The sequence below is a fragment of the Paenibacillus sp. Marseille-P2973 genome (genome assembly GCF_018101095.1).
GTDB classification, from domain to species: domain Bacteria; phylum Bacillota; class Bacilli; order Paenibacillales; family Paenibacillaceae; genus Fontibacillus; species Fontibacillus vini.
In genome coordinates this window covers 1-22,961 of the sequence record NZ_JAGQEH010000016.1, presented here as the reverse complement: position 1 = coordinate 22,961, position 22,961 = coordinate 1, and the positions used below count along the sequence as shown (strand labels likewise).

Here is a 22,961-nt window from a genome sequence, read left to right as displayed (position 1 = left end):
TAAATTTCTCATTTTGTGATTCAAATCCTGATTCATTTTTTGAAAGTGGGATAGGATGGGGTCAGTCAGTTAAACACAACGAGCCAATAGGAGGGCGAGACATAGAGATGAACAAAATCGAGATAGCCAAGGACACATACTGGGTAGGAAAGATTGATGATCGTGAGGTGCCGTTCCACCGTTTGATTCTTGCTAAAGGGACAACGTACAATGCTTATTTGCTCAAAACAGCCAAACCAACCGTTATCGATACCGTAGATATGGAATTCGGGCGTGAGTTTGTGGAGTATTTGAGTGAATTTATTGATCCGAATGACATCCAATACATCGTTATTAATCATACGGAGCCTGATCATTCCGGCGGTTTGGCAGCACTCGCGGGCAGAGCGCCTAACGCAACGATTGTGTGTACGGAATTAGCGGTTGGCGAGTTGAAAGAAATGTATAAGCTCCATTCGAGAAACTTCCTGGTTGTAAAGGATGGCGACACGCTGGATATCGGCGGCAAAACATTGAAATTCAAGGAAACGCCTTACCTGCATACTGAAGAAACGATGATAACGTATTGTATCGAGGATAAGGTTTTGTTCCCTTGCGATATTTTTAGTACCCATGTGGCCGCGACAGAATCGCTCTTCGCAGATGAAGCCGGCTATGATATTACGGATGATTTCATCGGTTACTATAATGCCATTATTCACCCGCACCGCAGATACGTGCGCACCTTGATTCAGGCGCTGGAGGATCTGGATGTTCAAATGATCGCCCCTTCGCACGGCTATATTTTGCGCACGGATATTCAGAAATACATCGACATCTATGCCACTTTAAGCGCCAATGCCGTAGAAAACAAGCGAGTAACGATCGTCTATACAACCATTAAGAACAATACAAAGAAAATAGCCGAGCAACTCAAGCAATTCTTTGAAGAAAACCAAATTCAGGCGACGGTATTTAATTCGGATAAAGCAGATAAAGCGGAAATCATCGCCAGCATTCAAGCCGCTGATGCCGTATGGATCGGAAGCTCGACCAAATACGCGGATATCATCGGGAACCTGGAAGAGTTGTTGACGGATCTGAAGGAAATGAATTTAGAAGGCAAGATTGCCGCCGCATTTGGTTCTTACGGATGGAGCGGGGAAGCGATTGAGGTCATCCAGGACTATCTTTTACAGACGAATATGAATGTACAGACCACTTCCCAAGTCATCAAATCAACGGGAATGACGCATGTTGAGTTTCCGGTTCGGATCCGATTTTCCCCTAAAAATGAACAGTCGAAAAAAATTGAGCACGCCGCCGCTTTTGTTGCCGATTTGCTGCAAAGCGCGATCTAAGGGATGAGGTGAAATTATGACGAAGAACTATTGTATCATTGGCACGGGTGTCGCTGCGGTCAACGCGGCAAAAGCCATTCGGGATCAAGATCCGGAAGGGAATATCCGCTTGTTTGGATCTGAGGATTCGTTGCCTTATAACCGCATTAAGCTGTCAAAGGATTTGTTCGCCGATTTGCGTAGTGAGAAGGTGCTGATCAAGAAAGAGGCGTGGTATCAGAAGCAACAAATTCAGACGCTTCCAAACACGGCTATTGCTCAAATCGATGTAGAAAGCCATGTACTAATGACTTCTTCAGGTGAGCGTATTTCCTATGATAAATTGTTAATTTGTACAGGTGCGAAGAACCGAAAGCTGCCGCTTCCCGGTTTTGACAAGCGCGGGGTGTATACGATCCGCGAACTGCATGAGGCCGAGGCGTTCAAGGAATTTATTGAAGACAAATCAAGCATTGTGAATATTGGCGGAGGCATTCAAGGTTTGGAGACCGCATGGTCGATCGTGAAGGCCGGCAAAAGAGTAACTATCCTGGAAGCCGCTCCGCGCCTGATGGCCAGACAATTAGATGAAAAAGCAAGCTGCATGCTACAACAGAAGATTGAGGCAGCAGGAGTTGATGTCCGGTTGCAGGCTGCAGTTCAGCAGGTTACAGGGGAAGAAGCTGTAGCAGGGATTCAAGTCAACGATGCAACCATACCTTGTGACAGTGTGATCTACTCCATCGGCGTCATTCCGAACTTGGACCTTGTGGCGGACACGCCCGTGACTACCCGGCAGGGGATTATCGTCAATGACTATATGGAGACGAATGTTCCTGATGTATATGCGGCAGGAGATGTTGCCGAGTGGAACGGCGCGGTAGAAGGTCTATGGGACCGTGCGATGGATCAAGGGAAAGTAGCGGGCAAGAATATGGCCTCCCAAGGAACGGAAGTCTATCGGAAGACGATTCCTATGACGGTATTTAACGCCTTTGATCTTGCCTTATTCTCTATGGGGCTTGTCGATGAGTCGCAATGTGATACCACCTTGGTTGAAGAAGATGCTGCCGGAAAATATACGAGATTGTTTATTGCGAATCAAGCTATCGTGGGTGTCATCTCATTTGAAAGTGTCATTGCGGCTGCGCCGTATAAAACAGCGATTGAGAGCCGAGTATCCTTGGCTGGGCTGGACCTGGAGGCGTTGTCGATTCAAGAGGTTATGACCGCTATCAAAGAACGGCTTGCAACACCAATAACTGCGTAACGAATATAAAGGAGACGATCAACATGGAATCGATGAAAAAGTACATCTGTATCCCCTGCGGATACATCTATGATCCTGCTGTAGGAGATCCGGATGAGGATGTTGAGCCGGGCACTGCGTTTGAGGATTTGCCCGAAGATTGGGTCTGCCCTGTATGCGGGGAAGACCAAGATAAATTCGAAGAAGTTCCCGAAGAATAGGAAGGATCTATCCGGATAGGGCACATTCCCCTTAACGCAGACACCTCCCATCGAATTGTAGGACAACAATTCCGGGAGGTGCTTCTGCGTAGTTTGTGCTTGAGAGCACAAGCCTACCCCAATTCCTAGAGTATACTGTTCTCATTGATACTCATTATCATCAAATACCATGAAGATAGATATAGAACGTAAACTATTTGAATTAGGGTGGTGGATGCACTTATGAAAGAACATTCCTGTAACCATGATCCAAAAGGGCGAAAAGTGCCTTGTCCCAAGAAGGTTCCGATCTTTCAAGCTTTGTCCGATGAGGAGATCATGAAGATTGCTCAAATGACCAGACATATCCGGTATAGTAAAGGGCAGATGCTTTTAAATGAAGGTGAGAACTCGGATAAATTATTTATCGTCAACTATGGGCAAGTTAAGGTGTCGAAATTTACGCTGGATGGCAAGGAGCAAATACTATACCTGCTGACTAGCGGGGAATTTTTCGGGGAGCTGCATTTATTTAACCCGGATGAAACCCATAACTTCAGTGTCTATGCGATTGAAGATACGGAAATATGCTTGTTGACCAAAGAATCTATGGACCGGATCATGGCGGATAACCCCGAAATTTCACTTAAGCTATTAACGGCTGTGACCCAAAGACTGGCTCATACCGAGAACCTGGCGCAAAATCTCGCAACGAAAAATTCGGAAGTTCGCGTGGCTTATACGATTCTGGAGTTTTGCCGAAAGTTCGGCAGTAAGCGCAGCGAGGGAGTTCTGATTGAGTTACCGTTGTCGCGTGAGGAAGTAGCTAGTTATGTCGGGGTTACTCGGGAGACGATTAGCCGAAAGTTCAGCAAATTCGAGAAATTAGGGTTCATATCCTTGCTGGGCAATAAACAACTGCTTGTTAAGAACCAAGAAGCTTTGCTCGAATATATTCAGTAATAGATAAGATGGACAAAGGAATATGATGCAGGCAAGGGAGTAAAATGAATCCGAAGAAACTAAAAGCTTTCTGAAAGAAAGCTGCATCGAAAGCATAAGCTGTGGTCGCCTTTGTTTCCGGATTTCTACCTTATTTGATCCTACAAAATCAAGAAATCTGGAAACAACAGCGATCGCAGGATCATTTTACGTACTTGCCCTACCATCAATTTCAGTAGTTCATCTTATATATAAAAAATTACAAAAGGCAATTGACAAAGCGGCTTAGACGTTATAGCATGACAATAATATCTAATACGTTGAAAAGGAATAGTAAGCTTTTCTAAGCGATCAGAGAGCTGTTGGTTGGTGTGAAACAGCCGCGAGGAATTACTGAACTCACCTTGGAGTTGCCCGCTGAACCAGTGAAGTAGGCGGAGCCGGAGTCCTGACCGTTATCTTCAGGAGGATATGAGTTGACCGGTTCATCGGGAAACCGTATCCGTAGAGTGCATGCCGTGTATGGCGTGAATTCGGAGTGGTACCGCGTAAGATGTCACAGTCTTTCGTCTCTGTTATCTGTAATGGAGATGGAAGGCTTTTTTGTGTTAAATCAAAAAATGACGGAAGGTTGGATACCCATGAAAAACGTTGAAAAATACGCTAGAGGATACTTTGCACCGCCGGTAACGAGCTTGAAATGGACTACCAAAGAATATATTACGGAAGCCCCGATTTGGTGCAGCGTTGACCTGCGCGATGGAAATCAGGCATTGATCGTTCCGATGAATTTGGAGGAAAAGCTGGAATACTTCAAAATGCTGCTGGAGATCGGGTTCAAGGAAATCGAAGTCGGGTTCCCCGCAGCATCGGAAACGGAATTCACCTTCTTGCGTACTTTGATCGAGCAGGATCTGATCCCGGACGATGTAACGATTCAAGTGCTTACCCAATCGAGGGAGCATATTATCCGCAAAACGTTCGAGTCGCTGAAGGGCGCGAAAAAGGCCGTCGTGCATTTGTATAACTCGACTTCCTTGGCGCAGCGGGAACAAGTCTTCCGCAAATCGAAAGAGGAAATCATCGACATCGCCGTGAGCGGCGCCAAGCTGTTGAAGGAATGTGCATTGGAAACGGAGGGGAACTTCCAATTCCAGTATTCGCCGGAAAGCTTCACGGGTACGGAGATTGAGTTTGCTCTGGAGATCTGTAATCGAGTTCTCGACGAATGGCAGCCGACTGCGGAAAATCCGGTGATCATTAACCTGCCCGCAACGGTATCCATGTCGATGCCGCACGTTTACGCCAGCCAGATTGAGTATGTAGGCGAACGCTTGAATTATCGGGAACATGTCATTTTGTCGGTTCATCCGCATAATGACCGTGGAACGGGGGTAGCGGACGCCGAGTTGGCGATGCTGGCTGGAGCTCAGCGCGTGGAGGGCACCCTGTTCGGAAACGGGGAGCGTACAGGAAACGTAGACATTGTGACGCTGGCTCTGAACATGTACTCGCACGGGGTTGATCCGAGGCTGAATTTCGAAACGCTTCCTGAAATTCTTGCCGTTTATGAACGATTGACCAAGATGAGAGTGAGCGAAAGACATCCTTACGGCGGCGAGCTCGTATTTACGGCGTTCTCCGGTTCGCATCAGGATGCGATTGCCAAGGGCATGAAATGGCGCGAAGAAAAGAATCCGCAGTATTGGTCGGTTCCTTATCTGTTGATCGATCCGAAGGATATCGGCAGACAATACGAGGGAGATATTATCCGGATCAACAGCCAGTCCGGCAAAGGCGGAATCGGTTACGTGCTGCAGCAGAAGTATGGGCTAGATCTTCCTCAGAAGATGCGCGAGCACTTCGGATATTGCGTTAAGAACGTATCGGACCACCAGCAAAAAGAGCTGATGCCGAATGAAATTTACGACATTTTCTTAAAGGAATATGTAAATCTTAAAGCGCCTATCGAGTTGGTTAAATATCGTATCAACGGCGATGAAGACTTTGAGACAGTCGTTGTTGTACGGACGGGCGACGGGGATAAGGAGATTAAAGGTGCAGGGAACGGAAGACTGGATTCGGTCAGCAATGCCCTGCAAACCTATCTGGGATTGGAATATAGCGACCTGGTTTATACGGAACATGCTTTGGAAATCGGTTCTAAGTCGCAAGCGGTCTCTTACATCGGCATTAAAGCTTCGAATGGCCAGGTATACTGGGGCTGCGGCATAGATGTGGATATTATGACCTCGTCGATCAAAGCTTTATTCAGTGCGGTAAATCAAATGAGCCGGAGTATTAACGGGAACCATTAATCTCTATAGGGCACGGTTGCAGGATTTCATAAAGGGCGGGGCTTTGCTTATAAAAGCAAAGGCCCCGCCTTTTTTGTTTTATTGTAATTTCCCCATAGTAACTAACTTTAAAAAAAGAATTTTTTTCAAAAAATTAACTCTTGAAAACGTTTCATCCTCGTTGTAATATATTTTTATCAAGATAATAAATTATTATATCGATAAAAGAGATAAAGGTTATTCGGAAAGGAGAGTGTAAACATTAAATGAACAACAACCGCTATTATCTGGAGAAGTTTTTTCCGGTTGCTTCTTTTATCGCCGCGATTGTCGGGCCCAAATGTGAGGTAGTGGTGCATGATATCAGCGATCCGGAGAGATCGATTATTTTCATTGAAAACGGATTCATCAGCGGTCGGAAAGTAGGCGACGGATCTACCGACCTGGTATTGAAAATCCTAAAAACCGAAGCTTACCGGGAAGAACCGTTTATTGCCAACTATAAGGCTACCGGGAAATTTGGACAGAACTTCAGATCCTCTACTTATTTCATCAAAAATGACGATCAAGAGTTGGTCGGACTCATGTGTTTGAACATAGACGTAACTCACATGGAGGTAGCGGCTGAATGGGTGCAGCATATTTTACAGGGCGGCTCGCCGTCCTTCCTGGCCTCACCGGAAGCTCCCCCGCACCAGCAAGAAAAGCCGTCAGCCGAATACCTCCAAGGTAATCCCGACGACTTGCTGCAGCATATGATCGGTTCGGTGATCGGCAAGCTGGCCATACCGCCGGATCGGCTATCGTCCCAGGAGAAGATCGACATTGTTCGTGAGCTCAATGATCTTGGCGTCTTCTTATTGAAGGGCGGCGTTTCCGAGGCTGCGGCTGCCTTATCCATTTCGGAGCCGACGGTATATCGTTACTTACAGAAGCTTAAATAACAATTACGTGGCAACATATTAAGGATGGTGACATCATGAAATACAACTTTGACGAGGTCATTTCCAGACTGGGAACGAATAGCGCAAAATGGGACGGAACCACTCAGCAGTTGGGAGACGACATGCTGGTTCTCTCCGTGGCGGATATGGATCTGCAAGCTCCGCCTGCGGTAGTTGATAGAGTGGCGGAAGCGGCCCGGCACGGGATATACGGGTATACGGATCTCTATTCACCTTATTATGAAAGCGTTCGTCATTGGCTGGACAAGGCTTATGACTGGCAGGTCCCCGCGGAATGGATCGTGTTCAGTCCCCGGATCATTCAGGCGGTCTCTATTCTTATCGACCGGTTCACAGAGAAGGGTGAGCGGATCTTGATTCATACGCCGGCATATCAGCCGATCGCCAATGCCGTCAAGCTGAATGGAAGACAATTGGCGGAGAGCCCCCTCCGGCTCATCCACGGCCGATATGAGATCGACTTCGAAGACATGGAGCGTCAGATGAAGGAAGGCGTGAAGATGGTTCTTCTTATCTCGCCCCATAATCCGACAGGCCGGGTATGGACCGAGAATGAGCTGCAGCGCATGGCCGACTTATGTTGCCGTTATGATGCATTGATTGTCTCAGACGATATTCATGCCGATTTTATCCACGAAGGGCATGAGCATACGGTGATTGCCAAGTTGTCTGAAGAGGTGGCGAACCGCTCTATTATTTGCACCTCGCCGGGCAAAACGTTTAACCTGGCTAGCTTGGAGATCGCCAATATCGTCATACCGAATCAGCAGTTAAGAGAAAAATTTCAGCTCGGGCTTAAACAGGCCGGCATTCATAATCCCACCTTTTTTGCGGTACCGGCGCTGGAAACGGCCTACACGCAATGCGATGATTGGCTGGACGAGCTTCGCTCCTATATTGCGGACAATATCGCTTATACCGAGAAATATTTTGCGGAGCATATGCCGGAGCTAAAGATTATTAAGCCGGAGGGTACTTATCTGCTGTGGGTAGATTGCTCGGCATGCAGCACAAATGAAAGCGATTTAGTGGAGTGGATCCAGCAAAAAAGCCGGGTAAGCGTCAGCTTCGGCACCTCGTTCGGGGAGGTCGGAGAGGGGTATATCCGTCTCAATGCCGGAGCGCCCCGGGCTCTTCTTAAGGAAGCGTATGAACGGATGTCGAGACATTACCCGTTACGTCATAACCAATAAATTATTCTTTTACATCATAAGGGGGAACTTATCATGGCCAAGCCGATTAAAGAGAAAGTCATTAAGCAGCCTACTCTGTTCTTGGCTTTAGTACCGATCATCACCATGGTTTTACTGCTCTCATTGGGTTATGTATTATTTGAGTTGCCGCCGGAGCCGCTCATTATTGCATCCACCATCGTAGCCGGGATCATCGCCATTAAATTGGGGTACAGCTACGACGATATCATGGGCTCGATTGCTCAAAAAATAGGCAAGACGATGCCGGCCATTCTGATTTTGATCACCGTCGGGTTTATGATCGGTGCCTGGATGGTCGGAGGCACGATTCCAATGATGATATTCTATGGACTTAAAATCATTAATCCTCAGTTTTTGCTCATAACTGCGTTTCTTGTAACATCGGTGGTATCCCTGTGTACCGGAACCTCTTGGGGATCGGCCGGGACCATCGGGATCGCTTTTATGGGCGTAGGTGCCGGACTGGATGCCAACCTTGCGGCTGTGGCCGGTGCGGTGGTTGCCGGAGCTTATTTTGGGGACAAGTTGTCGCCTCTGTCGGATACGACCAATTTGGCGGCGCTGGCTACCGGAGTTAATCTCTATGAGCATATCGGCCATTTGCTTTACACTACGGTTCCTTCCTTCATTGTGGCCAGTGTGGTATTTGTAGTCACCGGTTTGAATACGCACGGCGCGGGAACGGCTATTCCTGAAAAGGTTACTGAAATTATGAATACGTTAAGCACGGTATTCCATTGGAATCTGTTGTTAGTGCTTCCGATTCTGATCGTTCTCTATGGATCGGTCCGGAAGAAACCCACGGTTCCCGTCATGCTGATCTCCTCTGCGGTCGCGATGGCGAATGCCCTGATCTTCCAGGGATTTACCCTGCATGATGTCGTTACCTCCGTCGTGAACGGTTTTGACATTGCGATGGTTCATGTTCAAGGCTTTGATGCTGCAGCGGTGATCCCGGATATTCCGAGACTTCTGAACCGCGGGGGTATGAACTCCATGATGGGCACCTTGTTGATCTGTTTCAGTGCTATTACGTTCGCCGGTACGATTTCGCTTACGAAATCGCTTGAATTGATTGTAAACAAGATCCTCAAGCATGTGCGCTCCACGGGCTCCCTTATTCTTGCAACGATTGCTACCGGCCTTACGATGATCGGGGTTACCAGCAACGGTCAGGTATCGATTCTAATGCCGGGCGAAATGCTGCGGGAGGCTTATATCCGGCGGGGATTGCATCCGAAGAATCTGGGACGGACAGTCGAAGATTCGGCGACAATCATTGAACCTATTCTGCCATGGACGGCTGCGGGTGCTTATATGGCCGGCACGCTGGGTGTAGCCACGCTGTCCTACTTGCCATGGGCTGTGCTATGCTGGACAGGCATCATCTTTGCAATCATTTGGGGATTTACCGGCTTTGGGATTACCAAGCTCACCCCGGACCAGCAGCGGGAAATGTTGAAGGAGTACAGTGGAGAAACCGTTTTGGCAAGTGAAAAATAAATAAAATGGCGTCCCTTAATTGGCGCCTATCAAAGGAGAGAACTTTCATGACACAACCCGAAAGAAAAGCAATTGCAACCAATGAGGCTCCCGGAGCGATCGGTCCTTATTCTCAAGCCGTTCAATTTGGAAACATGATATTTACCTCAGGCCAGCTCGGCATGAACTCCGCCGGAGAATTTCCGCCGACGGTGGAGGAGCAAGCGAAGCAATCGCTAAGCAATGTGAAAGCCATTCTGGAAGCGGCGGGCTTTGGTATGGAACAGATCGTCAAAACGACCGTGTACCTGCAGGATATGACCGATTTTGCCTCAGTGAACGAGGTGTATGCTACCTTTTTCTCCGAACCTTACCCTGCACGCAGTGCCGTTGAAGTAGCCAAGCTGCCGAAGGACGGTCTTGTTGAAATCGAAGTCATCGCCGTAAAATAATCAGATGCTAAGCGCATTAATCTGAGTACCAAATAAGATAAAGTCTTTCGTCTCCTAACGGAGATGGAAGACTTTTTTTGCGACCCATAGACGATTTCCGCAATGAACGCTAAACTAGGAAAGTCGAAAGCAAAAAAACAATTAGGAGCATGTACAACGTGACTGTAACCGATCGAATTCCATCTTGGAAAAAACTAAGTCTCTTTGCCGTGACCTGGCCCATCCTCGTCGATTCCGTACTGCGGATGATGCTGGGCACGGTTGACGTGTTTATGTTAAGCCGCATTTCCGACAAGGCCACAGGTGCGGTAGGTCTGGCCAATGAAATTATATACTTCTGCATTTTGATGTTCGGGTTTGTCGGTATCGGCACGAGCGTTGCGGTCTCCCAGTATATCGGTGCCGGGCGTGAAAAAGAAGCAAGCCGCATCTCGGCGATGGCCATTACGATGAACCTGATCTTCGGCATCCTCGTCAGTATGACCCTCTTGTTTTTCGGAGAGACCCTTCTGCACTTGTTGAAACTGGATCCCGAACAAATCGGAATCGCCAGCCATTATCTAAGGATCATCGGCGGGTTTATCTGGATTGAGGCACTCTCTTATGCGGTTTCCTCCGTCATCCGTGCCAGCGGACATACGAAGAGCGTGATGTATGTGACGCTGGGCGTCAACTTATTGCATGTGACAGGAAACTATTTACTGATTTTCGGTAACCTGGGCTTTCCGGAGATGGGCGTAACAGGAGCGGCTATTTCGACGGTCGTCAGCCGTTTTCTGGGAATCATAGTTCTCCTCGTGATTTTATACCGCCGCATTCCCGCGCCGATTCGTTTGAAGGATTATGTGACTTGGAAAAGATCCTATGCGAAGCAGGTTCTTAGCGTGGGCCTGCCTGCTGCGGGCGAGCATCTCGCTTGGCAGTCGCAGTACCTGATGATTATGAGCTTTGTTAATATGATTGGCATCACGGCGCTGAACACTCATGTATATGTAATGAACGTATCCAACTACTTCATGGCTCTGGCTTTGGCGATCGGGGCGGGTACGGAAATTATCGTCGGGCAGATGGTCGGTGCGGGAGAAATGAAAGAAGCGTACCGGAGACTGATGAAGAGCGTGAGAATCAGCTTCATATTAACCTTCGCCGTCGTAGGCGTCGCCGTCATCTTCCGGCATGGACTGATTGGGATGTTTACGGAGGACCCTGCCATTATAGCGGCAGGAGCGAGTATTTTCCTGCTCTCCCTCATCATTGAACCGGGCCGGACTTTCAACATCGTCATTATCAATTCCTTGCGCGCCGCCGGGGATGCGCGTTTTCCCGTTATGATGGGCGTACTCTCGATGTGGGGAGTCTCGGTACCGCTTGCCTACTTCCTGGGCGTACATCTCGGGTTCGGGCTGATTGGCGTATGGATCGCCTTTACGGTTGACGAGTGGCTGCGCGGGCTCATCATGCTGCTTCGTTGGAGAAGCCGGGCCTGGGAGAAGAAGGCGCTCGTTAAGCCGGAAAACATTTCGGAGGCAGCGTAGCGATATAGAGGTACATTTGCCGAGTTAAATATGGAAATTATGAAGCAGCCCAAGTTCAAACGCCTTCACGACTGCACCAATTCGGGTTTTTGCTCCAAGCTTCTGGTTGATCGAAGCAAGGTGATATTCAACGGTCCGTTGACTGATCGCCAGTTCTGACGCAATTTCTTTGTTCGTTTTTTCTTGCGCCAGCATCCGGAGCACTTCCCGTTCGGCTGGAGTCAGAGCGTCGGTTGAACTATGGGCTGCTCCTATATTTTCAGGAACGAGAATATGGCCAAGCATGCTTTGCTTGATGGCATTAATGATTTTCGCATAGGATGCTTGTTTTGACAGGTAGGCATGAACGCCGATCTTAAAAGCTTTAAAGTAGAACTCCTCATAGGTATAACCGGACAGCAAGATGATTTTCAGGGCATTTCCATAGCGCTCCTTCAGTTGAAGCGCCAGTTGAAATCCGTCGGTATGGGGCAGCGAGATATCCATCAGCACGACATCGGGACAGCTCCGTTCAATTTGGACGGTAAATTCATAAGGATCGGTGAACGCATGCGGCACTTCAATACCGGGTTCAGCCTCGAGCCGGTTTTTGAGCCCTTCAAGCAAGAGGGGATGGTCGTCCAGTAAATATACGCGAATGCTCGTATTCATAAAATCAGGTCTCCTTAAAAAGAGGTAGCTTCAGAGTAATCGAGGTCCCTTGGCCGGGGACGGAATTGATACCGGTAATCCCCCCTAACTGCTCAACCTGGTCGCACACGGACAGCAATCCGAAGCGGGCGTCGCCGGACTTAGATCTCTCCAGGGAGGTAGGGTCCAAAAAACCTATGCCATTATCGGTAACACTGCAAAAGACGTGTTCGCGGCTCATCCAGAGCCGGACTTGCATTTCCGTCGCTTGAGCATGCTTGAATACGTTGACGATGAGCTCGCGGACGGCGCGGAACAGATTGGCTTTAATGTAGGCTGGAAACGGTTCTGGCGAGGGAGCCTCATAGTGCAGGGAAACCACGATTTCTTCCTCGCGGTTCAAGTCCCGAAGCAGCCAGCGAAGCGCTTCCTGCAGGTCTCCCTTGTCCAGAATATGCGGATAAAGAAGATCGCTGAGTGACCGAATGCTACGTTGCGAATCGTATAAACATTTTAGCCAGGTGGCTGCCCGTTCCGCCTCGTATCGGCCTGTATCAATCAACTCCTCCAGATCCCGGGAGAGGAAAATCAGGTTTTGCAGCAGATCGTCGTGAAGAAAATAGGAAATCCGGATTTTTTCGGCCTCCCTGGCTTCTATCGCCGCTTGGTCGTAGGTTCGTAAGTCGCGGCGATCGCCGCGGCCGACCTCATCCTTTTTCCGCTTGTACTCGTGTTGAAGTTGAATAATTTGTTGGATATTTGCCAGCAACTCGGTCGCTTGGCCGCGGATTTTCTCGATGATGTCCTGCTCGCTTGAGGAGAATGGCGTTTGGTCCGCTTTCGGACCGAGGCATAAATAGCCGAATCTCCGGCTGCCGGGATTCTCGGATAATTCCATTACCCGGTGGAAATTCGCTTTGCGGATCCAATCGTCGTTATCCGGCTGATCGGCTACCCCGAAAGTCCACTTGTCTTTGTAGATGCCGGAGCCGTAGATGAGGGGATACCCCTCGTTGCCTTGATAGACGATGACGAGACCTTGCAATTCAATCCGATCGTGGACGAGGTCGGCAATGAGTTTCAACATGTCACGGATATGATTCGTTTCATGGAGCTGCAGTGACAAGCTAAGCTTTTGATTCTTCAACCAATTCCGTGTATGATCCCCTTGGCGCCTTATGTAGGGAAAAAGCTGCCGATAACCCCACGTCGCGACGGTGAATAGGATCCAGAGACCGACGGCATAGGCTGGATTGCCCCAAACGGCCGCCAGCACCAACAAGCTGAGCGTGAAGCAGCAATAAAGAGTCCGCAACGCAAGCTTGGAGAGAAATCCTTTCAGATCGAGCATCTGACGTCGAACTAACAAATAGGTAAAAGTGCCGGAAAGGGGAACAAGTCCGACTAAGGTATACTCCTCCGGTACAAAGCTGAATTTCCATAAAAGATAGGGAAGAGCAAAGAGCAGGATGTAGGGCATCAGACTTAGGGATGCGCCGATCAATAAGATAAACAGCTGGTTCTTTTCAATTCTGTCAAATCCAGTCCAGTGAAAGGCCGTAATGCCGACCATAAGGACGAGGGTGAAGATCAGGGAGAAGTTGAGCAAATCCGTCACCCAAATGGGAAACCATGTTTTCCGAATAAAAATGAAGGCAACGAATAGGGAAAAGAGGATGGCATACACCCGGTAAATGAGAAGAAGTGTTCTGAACTTAGAGAACGTGGCTCGAAAACCAAACAGCAGATAAAAGGATAGCATAACATAAAGTAGCCACACGGCGACAAAAGGGAATAAATAGTTGCTCAGCGGGATCTCATCCGAAAACAGGTATACGATACTGAACGCCATCATCAAATTCATGAGAAAAAAGCGTCGAAAAAGGCGAGACTCCGGTCTTTTGCGGACGGCATACAATCCCACCCCCAGGAGGAACACTTCGACCAGGAAGGCAAAGCCGTTTTCCATATAATCCGTACGGGTCGGGTTGAACTCGATAGTCCGCTGGTGCCCTGTCTTATCGAGTATTTCGATTTTCTTGGTATGGATCAACAAGTCATTTCCGCCTATGGAGAAGAGGCGGGGACCCGGTTTTTCGTCAAAGGAGAGGATGCGATCGCCAGGCACAAGGCCGGAGGAAGAGGCGAGGGAGTTCGTCTGGACACCGGAAATGACCCATTCCGAGGGGGCGCTTTGCTTGAAGCTAATTCCGGTATAGGGAGTCGTCAAAGAGCGGTATTGAATATAGGAAGCCGTCCCTATAAAAAAGACCAGACAGCTATAAATGAAAAGGCGATTCCAACGGGAATGGTTGAGGCGGCTCCGCATGGTTCATGATCCTCCAAAGAACTTTTTATTATTATAAAGAAAAGCAAGCGTTTTGTCGTCAACGCTTGCTTTTTTTGCTTATTAAAGCAGGTTTTGCAGGAGCCGGTATATCAAGGCCGCCGCTTCTTGATTCAACATTTTATCACGGGGCCTGTATTCCACAGGTCCGTTGGAAGGTTGGACTTCGAGGCCGTACAATTGTTTTCCGATCACATATTGAACGCCTTCGGAGGCCCAAGAGGAAGCGGGCGTCTTCAGGTCAGCCTGAACCGGGGCAGCACCTAAACCCAATTTGGCCGTCTGCCAAATGATCGAGGCTGCTTCTTCACGGGTTAAAGGCTCGCCGGGATGGAATGTTCTGTCCGGGTACCCTCGAATAATGCCGAATTCATAGGCCGTTTGAATTTCTGCCGCATAGGGGCTTTCCCTCACATCTGTAAAAGAAGCGGGCTGGCCGGACAGTTGGAACCCGGTAAGCGGGAATAGCCAGCCAATGAATTGGGCACGGGTAACGGGTTTGTCCGGTTCGAAGTTCGTCCCTTCCGGAATGGCCCCCATTTGAACTAACGGATAGATGTACTCGGCATAGGGGTGACCTACGGGAACATCTTTAAATTCCTTGGGCGGCTGCAGCTTCTCTGACCAACTGTCGGTAAAATTATAGGAGAAATAGAGCACGTTTCCGTTGTCATCCAGTTGGAATCCCGCAGGCATTCCTGCTTCGTCCTGAAATAACAGGTCACCAGTTTGACGTAACGTATGGGTGCCGTAAGTATCCTCTACCCTTAGAGCTCCGTCCATGGCTGTGACGGATGATCGCAAGGCGGGTGTGCGTAAATGACGGTACAATCCTTCAAAGCGCTTCAGTTCCTCTTTGGTTGGTGCCGGGGTAACGAAAGCCGCGTCATTACCTGTTTGAGGGAAGTAACGGTCCATGAACTGCTCCAAAAAGGCAGCCCGTAAATTGCCTTTGTCACTATTGAGCGCCAGAAATATTCCGGTGTTCTGATCGGGGAGAAGCGACAAATTGGAATGGAACCCGGCCAGATCGCCGCCTTTTTCTACGACCGTATGGCCGTTATAAAATTGCGGATAATTGAATTCAAAGGCATATCCGACTCCGGGCATGTCCGGGTGAATGGCGACGCTCTTGTTCTCCATCTCTTGGATGGAAGATTCGTTCAGAATGCGGGCATTGCCCCATTTCCCTCCGCTCGTCATAGCCAGAAGAAAACGGGCCATGTCCGCTCCCGTGGTGAACATACCGCCTTCCGGAGCGCTGTCGGGAACATTGCCGTAAGGCTCAATCTCGCCAAATGTGTTGTCGTATGACGTAGCGAGGGCTAGTTTGACCTTCTCGCCATACATAAAGGTGCTGCTGTTCATCGCCAGCGGCTCGAACACATTCCGGGACATGTAATCCTGGAAGGGCTGGCCGGATATTTCCTGAATGATATAACCTTGTAAAGAAAACGCATAATTGTCGTAGCGGAATACTTTGCCGGGTTTTTGGACCACTGTCGGGACCGTGTCTTTGACAAAGCGTTCCAGGGAGTAAGAAGTTCCCGGGTTGATGGTATTGTCCGTAAGATCAAAGCCGCTGGTATGGGTCATTAGATGTTTTATCGTGAGGGGGGAGCCGGTTTGATTAGGAATGGGCAAGTCTGGCAAATAAGCCTGGATGTCTTTATCCAGATCGACCTTACCAGCCTCTTTCAATTGCATGATGCCAACTGCGGTAAACAGTTTGGATACGGAGGCTATGCGGAACAGGGTATGCTCGGGGTCGACGGGTTTCTTATCGGCGATATCGGCATAGCCGTACCCTTTGTTCAGCAGAATTTCTCCGTCTTTGACGATGACGAGTATGGCGCCCGCCAATTGGTCCTTTATTTCCCGTTGCCGAAAGAAATCATTCGCGAAGGCAGTGACATCGCTCTTTTCTAATTTTATTGAGGAAGGATTTTGTTGCGGTTCCGCGGCGGCGATCACGGAGGACGGCAGTAATAGAACGGCCGCGAGCAAGAAGCCCATCATTTTCTTCAAGATTCTCTCCCCTTTCCATATTCGGTATCCCTATGGTACCACCCGAGTCTCGACTTGAAATCCGTAGAAGAGTGCGGGAGAGGACGTGTTTGCGAATCATTTTTGCGCGATTCCGCAATCCGATGCTAAATATGGCCTATTGCGCTAAACCGGTAGCCGACCTGTCTTTGACCGACGTAAACGGAAAAACCGGCGATCCAAGCCGCAATAAGAAACGAGAAACAGCACCAATCCGATAAGCGCGGAAGATGCTGTTTCTCGTTTTTATATATGAACGTTTTACCAGGAGTTATACGGGCGGAAGAAACTCGGCAGAAATGTCTGGATTCACATGATACCTTCCTCTAGGCACCACCAATGGAGAGCCCGAAATCGGATCTTCGATCACGGTGCAATCCAGTCCGAAAATGTCCTTAACCAAGGTGCTTGTAATGACCTCTGACGGCTCACCCTCAGCGACAAGCTTTCCCTGATGAAGCGCAAAAATATGGTCGGCATAACGCGCGGACAAGTTGATGTCATGGAGCACCATGACAATCGTGGTTCCGTGTTTCCGGTTCAGATCGGTGAGCAGGTCCAAAATCTCGACTTGATAGGTGATATCCAAAAAGGTCGTCGGTTCATCGAGAAATAAAATGTCGGTTTCCTGCGCGAGAGCCATGGCAATCCAGACGCGCTGGCGCTGCCCGCCGGACAGCTCGTCGATCGGATGGTTGGCAAACTCCATGATATCCATAATTCTCATGGCTTCGGCCACGGCCTCATTATCCTTTTTAGTCCATCCGCCGAACAAGGACTGATGCGGAAACCTTCCCCGTCCAACCAGATCCGCTACAGAGATTCCTTCCGGCACGATAGGGGATTGAGGCAGCATGCCTATTACCCGGGCCAATGGCTTGGACGGGAGCTTGCCCAGCGGCTTTCCGTCGAGCGTAATGGCTCCGGAAGTGGGCTTTATCAGCCTTGCCAGTGTTTTGAGAAGCGTTGATTTACCGCAACCGTTGGCCCCGATAATAACGCTTATTTTATGGCTGGGTATGACCAGGCTTACGTCTTGGATCACCGTTTTATTCTCATAGCCCGCTACGAGCTGTTCGGCTTGAAAAAGATGTGTCGGCTTCATTATAACTCTCCCTTTCGATTCATTTGGATCAGCAAGAAAATCAGATACGGTGCTCCGAGTAATCCGGTAATGATGCCCACAGGAAATCTGTACTCAAAAGCAAATTGTCCGATTAGATCTGCCGCCAAAACCAAATTAACGCCTACAAGACCTGCCGGAATGACGTTGGAGAAGCCAACTCCCGCCAGTCTTTTCGCGATCGGTCCCGAAAGGAAGGAGACGAAGGCTATGGGACCCGTGGTGGCGGTAGCCATAGCAATCATGAAGACGGAACCCAGAATGAGCACAATTCTAGTCTTGTCTGTAGCAACCCCTAGAGAAGACGCCGATTGTTCACCAAGCTCCAAAATATCGAGATGTCTTCCCAGCAGGATCACGACAGGGGCCAAAACAAGAACCGTTATGACAAGGGGAGGCAACTGATGCATTTGAGAGCCATTGAGGCTGCCCGAAAGCCATCTGATCGCTGCGGGAACATCCTGTTCCGCACTAACCAGCAGCAGATAGGAGATTAAGGCGTCAAGCATGGCCTGTATACCGATCCCGACAAGGATTAATCGCCCGATGGAGAAGGACGTTCCTCTGGACAATAGATAAATGACGATCACCGTAGCCAGACCGGCAATCACCGAAGCAACAGAAACTACCGCTCCGCTCGTATGCAGGATGATGATGCAAAAAACAGCCGCCGCACTCGAACCGGAGGTAATCCCGAGGACATTCGGGTTGGCAAGCGGATTACGCAGCATGGTCTGGAAGGTGTACCCGGCAACGCCAAAGGCAAATCCGGCAAACAGACCCGCCAGCATTCTCGGCAGACGAATCGTATTCACCGCAAAAGACACGCCTTTAAGCTGCTCTCCCGTAAGGGCTCGGAGTACGTCTTTAACCGGATAGATCGTGTTCCCCAATAAAAGCATGGCGCAGCATAGACCAACTGCAAGAATAGCAAGGATGCCGGTAACAAGGATCCATCTGCGGCGTCTTTGCCGCCGTCCCGTAACAATAAATTGAATGGATTGATTATTCATAATGAACGCACTTTCGATTTTATGGCTAATAGGATTAGGATGGGAGCACCGATAAACGCCGTAACAACGCCGACTTCCAGTTCTCCGGGGCTGCCGATGAGCCGGCCGCATACATCGGATATCGTCAAAATGATCGCTCCCGAAATAGCTGACATGGGTATAACGAAACGCAGGTCGGGGCCAAGAATCAGCCGTATGACATGGGTGGATAAAAGCCCGATAAAACCAATTGGCCCTGCAAGCGCAGTGGTAGCACCGCATAAGAGGACACCGGCCAGAGCCGCAACCAGTCTCAGCGTTCCGGTTCGAACGCCTTGTCCGGCCGCCACCTCATCCCCCAGTGCCAGTGCATTCAGAGCAGGAGCGGTAAGGATCGCGATCAATACCCCGATGACCAAAAACGGGATAAACGTGGCAATCCCGCTCCAGGTTGCCGAACCTACGCTTCCCACTTGCCAAAACCGGAATTGATCCATGACATAAGAACGCGGAATCATGATGGCCGTAACCAAGGAAGAAAGGGCAGCGCTTGTAGCGGCGCCCGCCAGAATAAGCTTAATGGGCGTGGCACCTCCACGCCCCATTGAGCCAATTCCGAATACGAACACTGCAGTAATCGCAGCCCCGGCTAAAGCCAGCCATATATATTGATTAGCGGTACTTATGTTTAAGAATGCAATTCCGCAAACTACAAATAATGAAGCGCCCGTGTTTACCCCTAGGATACTCGGGTCCGCGAGCGGGTTACGAGTTACCGCCTGCATAAGCGCTCCGGAAACCCCGAGTGCCGCACCGCAGAACAAACTGAATACCGTTCGGGAAATCCTCTTGCGGACCACGCTCGCCCCGTAGGAGTCGACATCAGGGTGAAATAGACCGTCGATCAGTTCGGGAATTCTCACCAGCCGGGAGCCCAGGACCAGAGAGGCGAGCACGCATATGCCCAGCAAGACTAAACAAATGATAAGCACCTTCGTAAAATTCCGCGGAATAAGAGAGTTAGAACTATTCATGGATCTTGCTTATAGCTCCGTCAATTAAACCTAAATATTCATCGATAGTATAAGAAATCGAAAGCGGGTTCGGATTCCCGGAAGCCGCCAGAGGGGTACCGTCACCAATGAACACTACGGAACCGCGTTGAATCGCCGGGATTTTGCCAAGCAGAGGATCCGCTTTAACCGCTTGATACAAGTCCTCGCCGCCATATCCGATCAAGATATCGGCATCGTTCAGAACGTCGGCATTTTCAGCGCTTAAATTCATGGAATAGCTGGTAGGGTCCGTAATCTGTTTCGTAACACTTTCAGGGTAAACCATGCCTAACTCAAGCAGGAATGAGCCGCGTGGATCCGCAGGGGTATAAATATGTAACTTGGACATATCCTTAGCCGAGAAGTTCACCCAAACCACTTTTTTGCCCTGCATATCAGGATGAGCGCTTGATTTTTCCTTAATTAAGTTCTCGGTGTCTTTAATGAGCTGTTCGCCTTCCGCTTTCATACCCATACCGGTTGCATTCAACAGGACCTGCTCACGCCATGTAGTCAGCCAAGGCGTAGTCGGATAGGCCACCACCGGGGCAATTTGAGTAAGAATATCGTAGTCTTCCTGCGTAATGCCGGAGTAAGCTGCAAGAATTACATCCGGATTTGAGTCCGAAATCGCTTCGAAATCAAGGCCGTCCGTATCTTGAAATACATTAGGGTCCTTTACGCCAAGTTCCTCCAGCTTTTTGGCTGTCCATGGCAAAAGTCCGCTGTCATCCTGGACGCCGTAATTCGCCGCCGAGAAACCTACGGGTACAACTCCAAGGGCAAGGGCGACATCATGGTTCGCCCATTGAATGGTGGCGATGCGCTCAGGCTTGCTCTTAATAACAGTTTCGCCAAAAGCGTGCTTGATCACGATCGGATATCCGGAAGCTTCATCTTGAGAGGCCGGCGGTTCGGTGTTTGTTGAACTATTCGCCGAATTGTTCGCAGCTGCGGATGGTGTAGAATTAGTGCTTGTTTTCTCTCCGGAACAACCGGCAAGAACGAGTATAAACGCAAACGAAAATAATAATGTTTTTAACGGGAACCCTTGTTTCAGCTTCATGAATTGTACCCTTCCTTATATAAGATTTAGTTTCTATTGTCCACTTGATAATGATTATCAATGTCACTAAATATATAATCGCTTGAGTTAATTGTCAATGGAAAATTTGGAAGCGGCATTAACTCTTGGTATTGTGCATTGATATCGTTGATTACTCATATAGAAAGAGATTTTATCGTTTACTATAATTGGAATGACGGCGCAAATCGCCAAAGGATTAGATTACGAATAGGGAGGAACCATGCTGCAATCACTAATTTTCGATATGGATGGCACGTTATTTCAAACCGATAAAATCCTGGAATGGTCCCTGGAGGATACGTTTAACCATTTGCGTGCGCTAAATAAATGGGATCGGGCAACCCCGCTCGATCAATACCGTCAAATTATGGGCGTACCCCTTCCGAAGGTATGGGAAACCTTGTTACCTCATCATTCCAATGAAGTGCGGAAGAAGACCGATGCTTATTTTCTGGAGAGGTTAATTGAGAATATCAAAAGGGGAAAGGGTGCTCTTTATCCTAACGTGAAGGAAGTTTTCACTTTTGCAAAAGAGAATAATTGCTCGATCTACATAGCCAGTAATGGGTTGGCGGACTATTTAAATGCCATTGTGAATTATTACGATTTGGACCACTGGGTGACCGAAACATTCAGTATCCAGCATATCGAATCCTTGAATAAGTCAGACTTAGTCCGGTATATTATAAAAAAATATGGTATAACGAATGCAGCGGTAGTTGGAGATCGGCTTTCGGATATAAAGGCAGCCAATGATAATGGTTTAGTAGCCATAGGTTGTAATTTTGACTTTGCGCAAGCAAGCGAGCTCTCCCAGGCTGACATCGTCATTGATGATTTGCTAGAATTAAGAACGATTCTACCCCGATTGCAGGATTCGCTTTCCAGAGAGTAGAACTGAAATAAATGTAAGATGACCAGGCGCATTCCGGGTACGCCCTAGTTGCAGGAGGAGAACAATATGAAGTCGATCACCGTTCAAAGTCTTACGGAAACGTTCCAATTGGAAGTGCTTGCGGGGGCCAGCCGAATGGACCGGACGATTACCCGTCCGCGGACGCATAGGCCTGGACTGGAGTTTGTCGGGTATTTCGATTTCTTTCCTATGGAGCGGGTGCAGGTGCTCGGCCGCAAGGAAATTACTTATTTACTTACGCTGAGTATAGAGGAACGCAAGCTGCATATCGGGAATATCGTCAAATACCATCCGCCGTGCTTTATTGTGACGTCGGGACAGCAGGAGATTCCCTATCTGAAGCTGTTCTGCGATCAGGAGGGCATTCCGCTGCTGCGGACACCGGAGACGACCACCGAATTTATCGCCAAGCTGGACAGGTATCTGGTGAAGGCGATGGCTCCCGAAATATCCATTCACGGGGTATGCGTGAACGTATCGGGCATAGGCATTCTGCTCAGAGGCAAGTCAGGAATCGGCAAAAGCGAGACGGCCCACACGCTCATCCGCCGAGGCCACCGGTTCGTGGCCGACGATATTGTGGTGCTCAAAAAGCTCGGCCCGGCGACACTTCTGGGCACGCATAACGAGACGACACGCGAGTTCCTTGCGCTTCGAAGCATTGGGCTGATCAACGTTGTACGCCAATACGGGCGCAGGGCGTTTCAGGACGAAACGCGAATCGTGCTCGATATTGAGCTTGCTCCGTGGCAGGAAAATTCCTTAAATAACGAGCTGGAGGTAGTGCCTCAGTTCACCGAATACCTCGGAGTTCAAATCCCGCATATCGAAGTCCAGCTTCAGCCTGGACGCGATGTAGCCGGTTTGATCGAGGCAGCGGCTAACAATTGGTATCTCAAGCAATTGGGTTACAGCGCGGCCGAAGAGTTCATGCAGCGGATCGAGAATGAGATGCAGTAGGAAATAAAGAAGGAGCCGGCGGGATAAACTGGTACCCATAGTTTGGACACTTTGAAAAAAGGTGTTCAGGCTGTGGGTACCTTTTTGTATACTGGAATAAGCATCGGGGGGGGATTGCATGAGCAAGAAGAGATTTACCGAAGAGGACCG

20 protein-coding genes and 1 other annotated feature are annotated in these 22,961 nt (G+C 49.0%); of the genes, 13 read left to right on the top strand and 7 right to left on the bottom strand.

The annotated features are described in order from the left end of the window. Window positions 1-107 precede the first annotated feature (107 nt). The 10 genes from KB559_RS21485 (at window position 108) to KB559_RS21440 (ending at window position 11,655) form a co-directional block, all read left to right on the top strand. A complete protein-coding gene (locus KB559_RS21485; protein ID WP_211024962.1) occupies window positions 108-1,340 on the top strand; it encodes an FprA family A-type flavoprotein in 1,233 nt (410 codons plus the stop codon). 16 nt (window positions 1,341-1,356) lie between these two features. Further along, a complete protein-coding gene (locus KB559_RS21480) occupies window positions 1,357-2,589 on the top strand; it encodes an NAD(P)/FAD-dependent oxidoreductase (RefSeq protein WP_211024960.1) in 1,233 nt (410 codons plus the stop codon). 32 nt (window positions 2,590-2,621) lie between these two features. After that, window positions 2,622-2,789 (top strand): rubredoxin, encoded by a 168-nt coding sequence (gene rd, locus KB559_RS21475; protein WP_211025080.1) that lies wholly within the window; start codon window positions 2,622-2,624, stop codon window positions 2,787-2,789. Between the two features lie 222 nt (window positions 2,790-3,011). Next, window positions 3,012-3,731, top strand: coding sequence for a Crp/Fnr family transcriptional regulator (locus KB559_RS21470; protein ID WP_211024957.1), 720 nt, complete (start codon window positions 3,012-3,014; stop codon window positions 3,729-3,731). 290 nt (window positions 3,732-4,021) lie between these two features. Beyond that, window positions 4,022-4,287: a binding site (T-box leader), on the top strand. Between the two features lie 64 nt (window positions 4,288-4,351). Continuing rightward, window positions 4,352-6,028, top strand: a complete 1,677-nt coding sequence (locus tag KB559_RS21465) for a 2-isopropylmalate synthase (protein ID WP_211024955.1) — start codon at window positions 4,352-4,354, stop codon at window positions 6,026-6,028. A 245-nt stretch (window positions 6,029-6,273) separates the two neighbouring features. Continuing rightward, window positions 6,274-6,951, top strand: a complete 678-nt coding sequence (locus KB559_RS21460; protein ID WP_211024953.1) for a helix-turn-helix transcriptional regulator — start codon at window positions 6,274-6,276, stop codon at window positions 6,949-6,951. Between the two features lie 35 nt (window positions 6,952-6,986). Next, window positions 6,987-8,165 carry a MalY/PatB family protein gene (locus tag KB559_RS21455; RefSeq protein WP_211024951.1) on the top strand — a complete coding sequence of 393 codons (1,179 nt, stop codon included), beginning with the start codon at window positions 6,987-6,989 and terminating at the stop codon, window positions 8,163-8,165. Window positions 8,166-8,198: 33 nt separating this feature from the next. Beyond that, entirely contained in the window at window positions 8,199-9,689 is a 1,491-nt protein-coding gene (nhaC, locus tag KB559_RS21450; protein ID WP_211024949.1) for a Na+/H+ antiporter NhaC, read from the top strand. Between the two features lie 47 nt (window positions 9,690-9,736). After that, window positions 9,737-10,120 (top strand): RidA family protein, encoded by a 384-nt coding sequence (locus tag KB559_RS21445; protein WP_211024947.1) that lies wholly within the window; start codon window positions 9,737-9,739, stop codon window positions 10,118-10,120. A 149-nt stretch (window positions 10,121-10,269) separates the two neighbouring features. Then, window positions 10,270-11,655 carry an MATE family efflux transporter gene (locus KB559_RS21440; protein ID WP_247682018.1) on the top strand — a complete coding sequence of 462 codons (1,386 nt, stop codon included), beginning with the start codon at window positions 10,270-10,272 and terminating at the stop codon, window positions 11,653-11,655. 24 nt (window positions 11,656-11,679) lie between these two features. On the opposite strand, the gene KB559_RS21435 is transcribed toward KB559_RS21440, so the two are convergent. The 3 genes from KB559_RS21435 to KB559_RS21425 form a co-directional block, all read right to left on the bottom strand. Beyond that, entirely contained in the window at window positions 11,680-12,306 is a 627-nt protein-coding gene (locus KB559_RS21435) for a response regulator transcription factor (RefSeq protein ID WP_211024945.1), read from the bottom strand. Window positions 12,307-12,310: 4 nt separating this feature from the next. Next, window positions 12,311-14,614, bottom strand: a complete 2,304-nt coding sequence (locus tag KB559_RS21430; protein ID WP_211024943.1) for an ATP-binding protein — start codon at window positions 14,612-14,614, stop codon at window positions 12,311-12,313. Between the two features lie 81 nt (window positions 14,615-14,695). Continuing rightward, complete coding sequence (locus tag KB559_RS21425; RefSeq protein WP_247682020.1) at window positions 14,696-16,651, bottom strand: serine hydrolase; 1,956 nt, start codon at window positions 16,649-16,651, stop codon at window positions 14,696-14,698. 98 nt (window positions 16,652-16,749) lie between these two features. Between KB559_RS21425 and KB559_RS21420 the strand changes: the two genes are divergently transcribed. Beyond that, complete coding sequence (locus tag KB559_RS21420; RefSeq protein ID WP_211024938.1) at window positions 16,750-16,899, top strand: hypothetical protein; 150 nt, start codon at window positions 16,750-16,752, stop codon at window positions 16,897-16,899. 50 nt (window positions 16,900-16,949) lie between these two features. Here the strand turns inward: KB559_RS21420 and KB559_RS21415 are convergent, their stop codons facing one another. The 4 genes from KB559_RS21415 to KB559_RS21400 are packed head-to-tail and all read right to left on the bottom strand — an operon-like array spanning window position 16,950 to window position 20,914. Continuing rightward, on the bottom strand, window positions 16,950-17,783 hold the full coding sequence (locus tag KB559_RS21415; RefSeq protein WP_211024936.1) for an ABC transporter ATP-binding protein: 834 nt from the start codon (window positions 17,781-17,783) through the stop codon (window positions 16,950-16,952). Continuing rightward, entirely contained in the window at window positions 17,783-18,814 is a 1,032-nt protein-coding gene (locus KB559_RS21410) for a FecCD family ABC transporter permease (RefSeq protein WP_211024934.1), read from the bottom strand. Before KB559_RS21410 ends, KB559_RS21415 begins: the two co-directional genes overlap by 1 nt. After that, window positions 18,811-19,827, bottom strand: a complete 1,017-nt coding sequence (locus KB559_RS21405) for a FecCD family ABC transporter permease (protein ID WP_211024932.1) — start codon at window positions 19,825-19,827, stop codon at window positions 18,811-18,813. The genes KB559_RS21410 and KB559_RS21405 overlap by 4 nt, the downstream gene beginning before the upstream one ends. Next, entirely contained in the window at window positions 19,820-20,914 is a 1,095-nt protein-coding gene (locus KB559_RS21400; protein ID WP_211024930.1) for an iron-siderophore ABC transporter substrate-binding protein, read from the bottom strand. The genes KB559_RS21405 and KB559_RS21400 overlap by 8 nt, the downstream gene beginning before the upstream one ends. Window positions 20,915-21,155: 241 nt before the next feature. Between KB559_RS21400 and KB559_RS21395 the strand changes: the two genes are divergently transcribed. Next, window positions 21,156-21,830, top strand: coding sequence for an HAD family hydrolase (locus KB559_RS21395; RefSeq protein ID WP_211024928.1), 675 nt, complete (start codon window positions 21,156-21,158; stop codon window positions 21,828-21,830). A 66-nt stretch (window positions 21,831-21,896) separates the two neighbouring features. After that, on the top strand, window positions 21,897-22,811 hold the full coding sequence (hprK, locus tag KB559_RS21390) for an HPr(Ser) kinase/phosphatase (RefSeq protein ID WP_211024925.1): 915 nt from the start codon (window positions 21,897-21,899) through the stop codon (window positions 22,809-22,811). Window positions 22,812-22,961 lie beyond the last annotated feature (150 nt).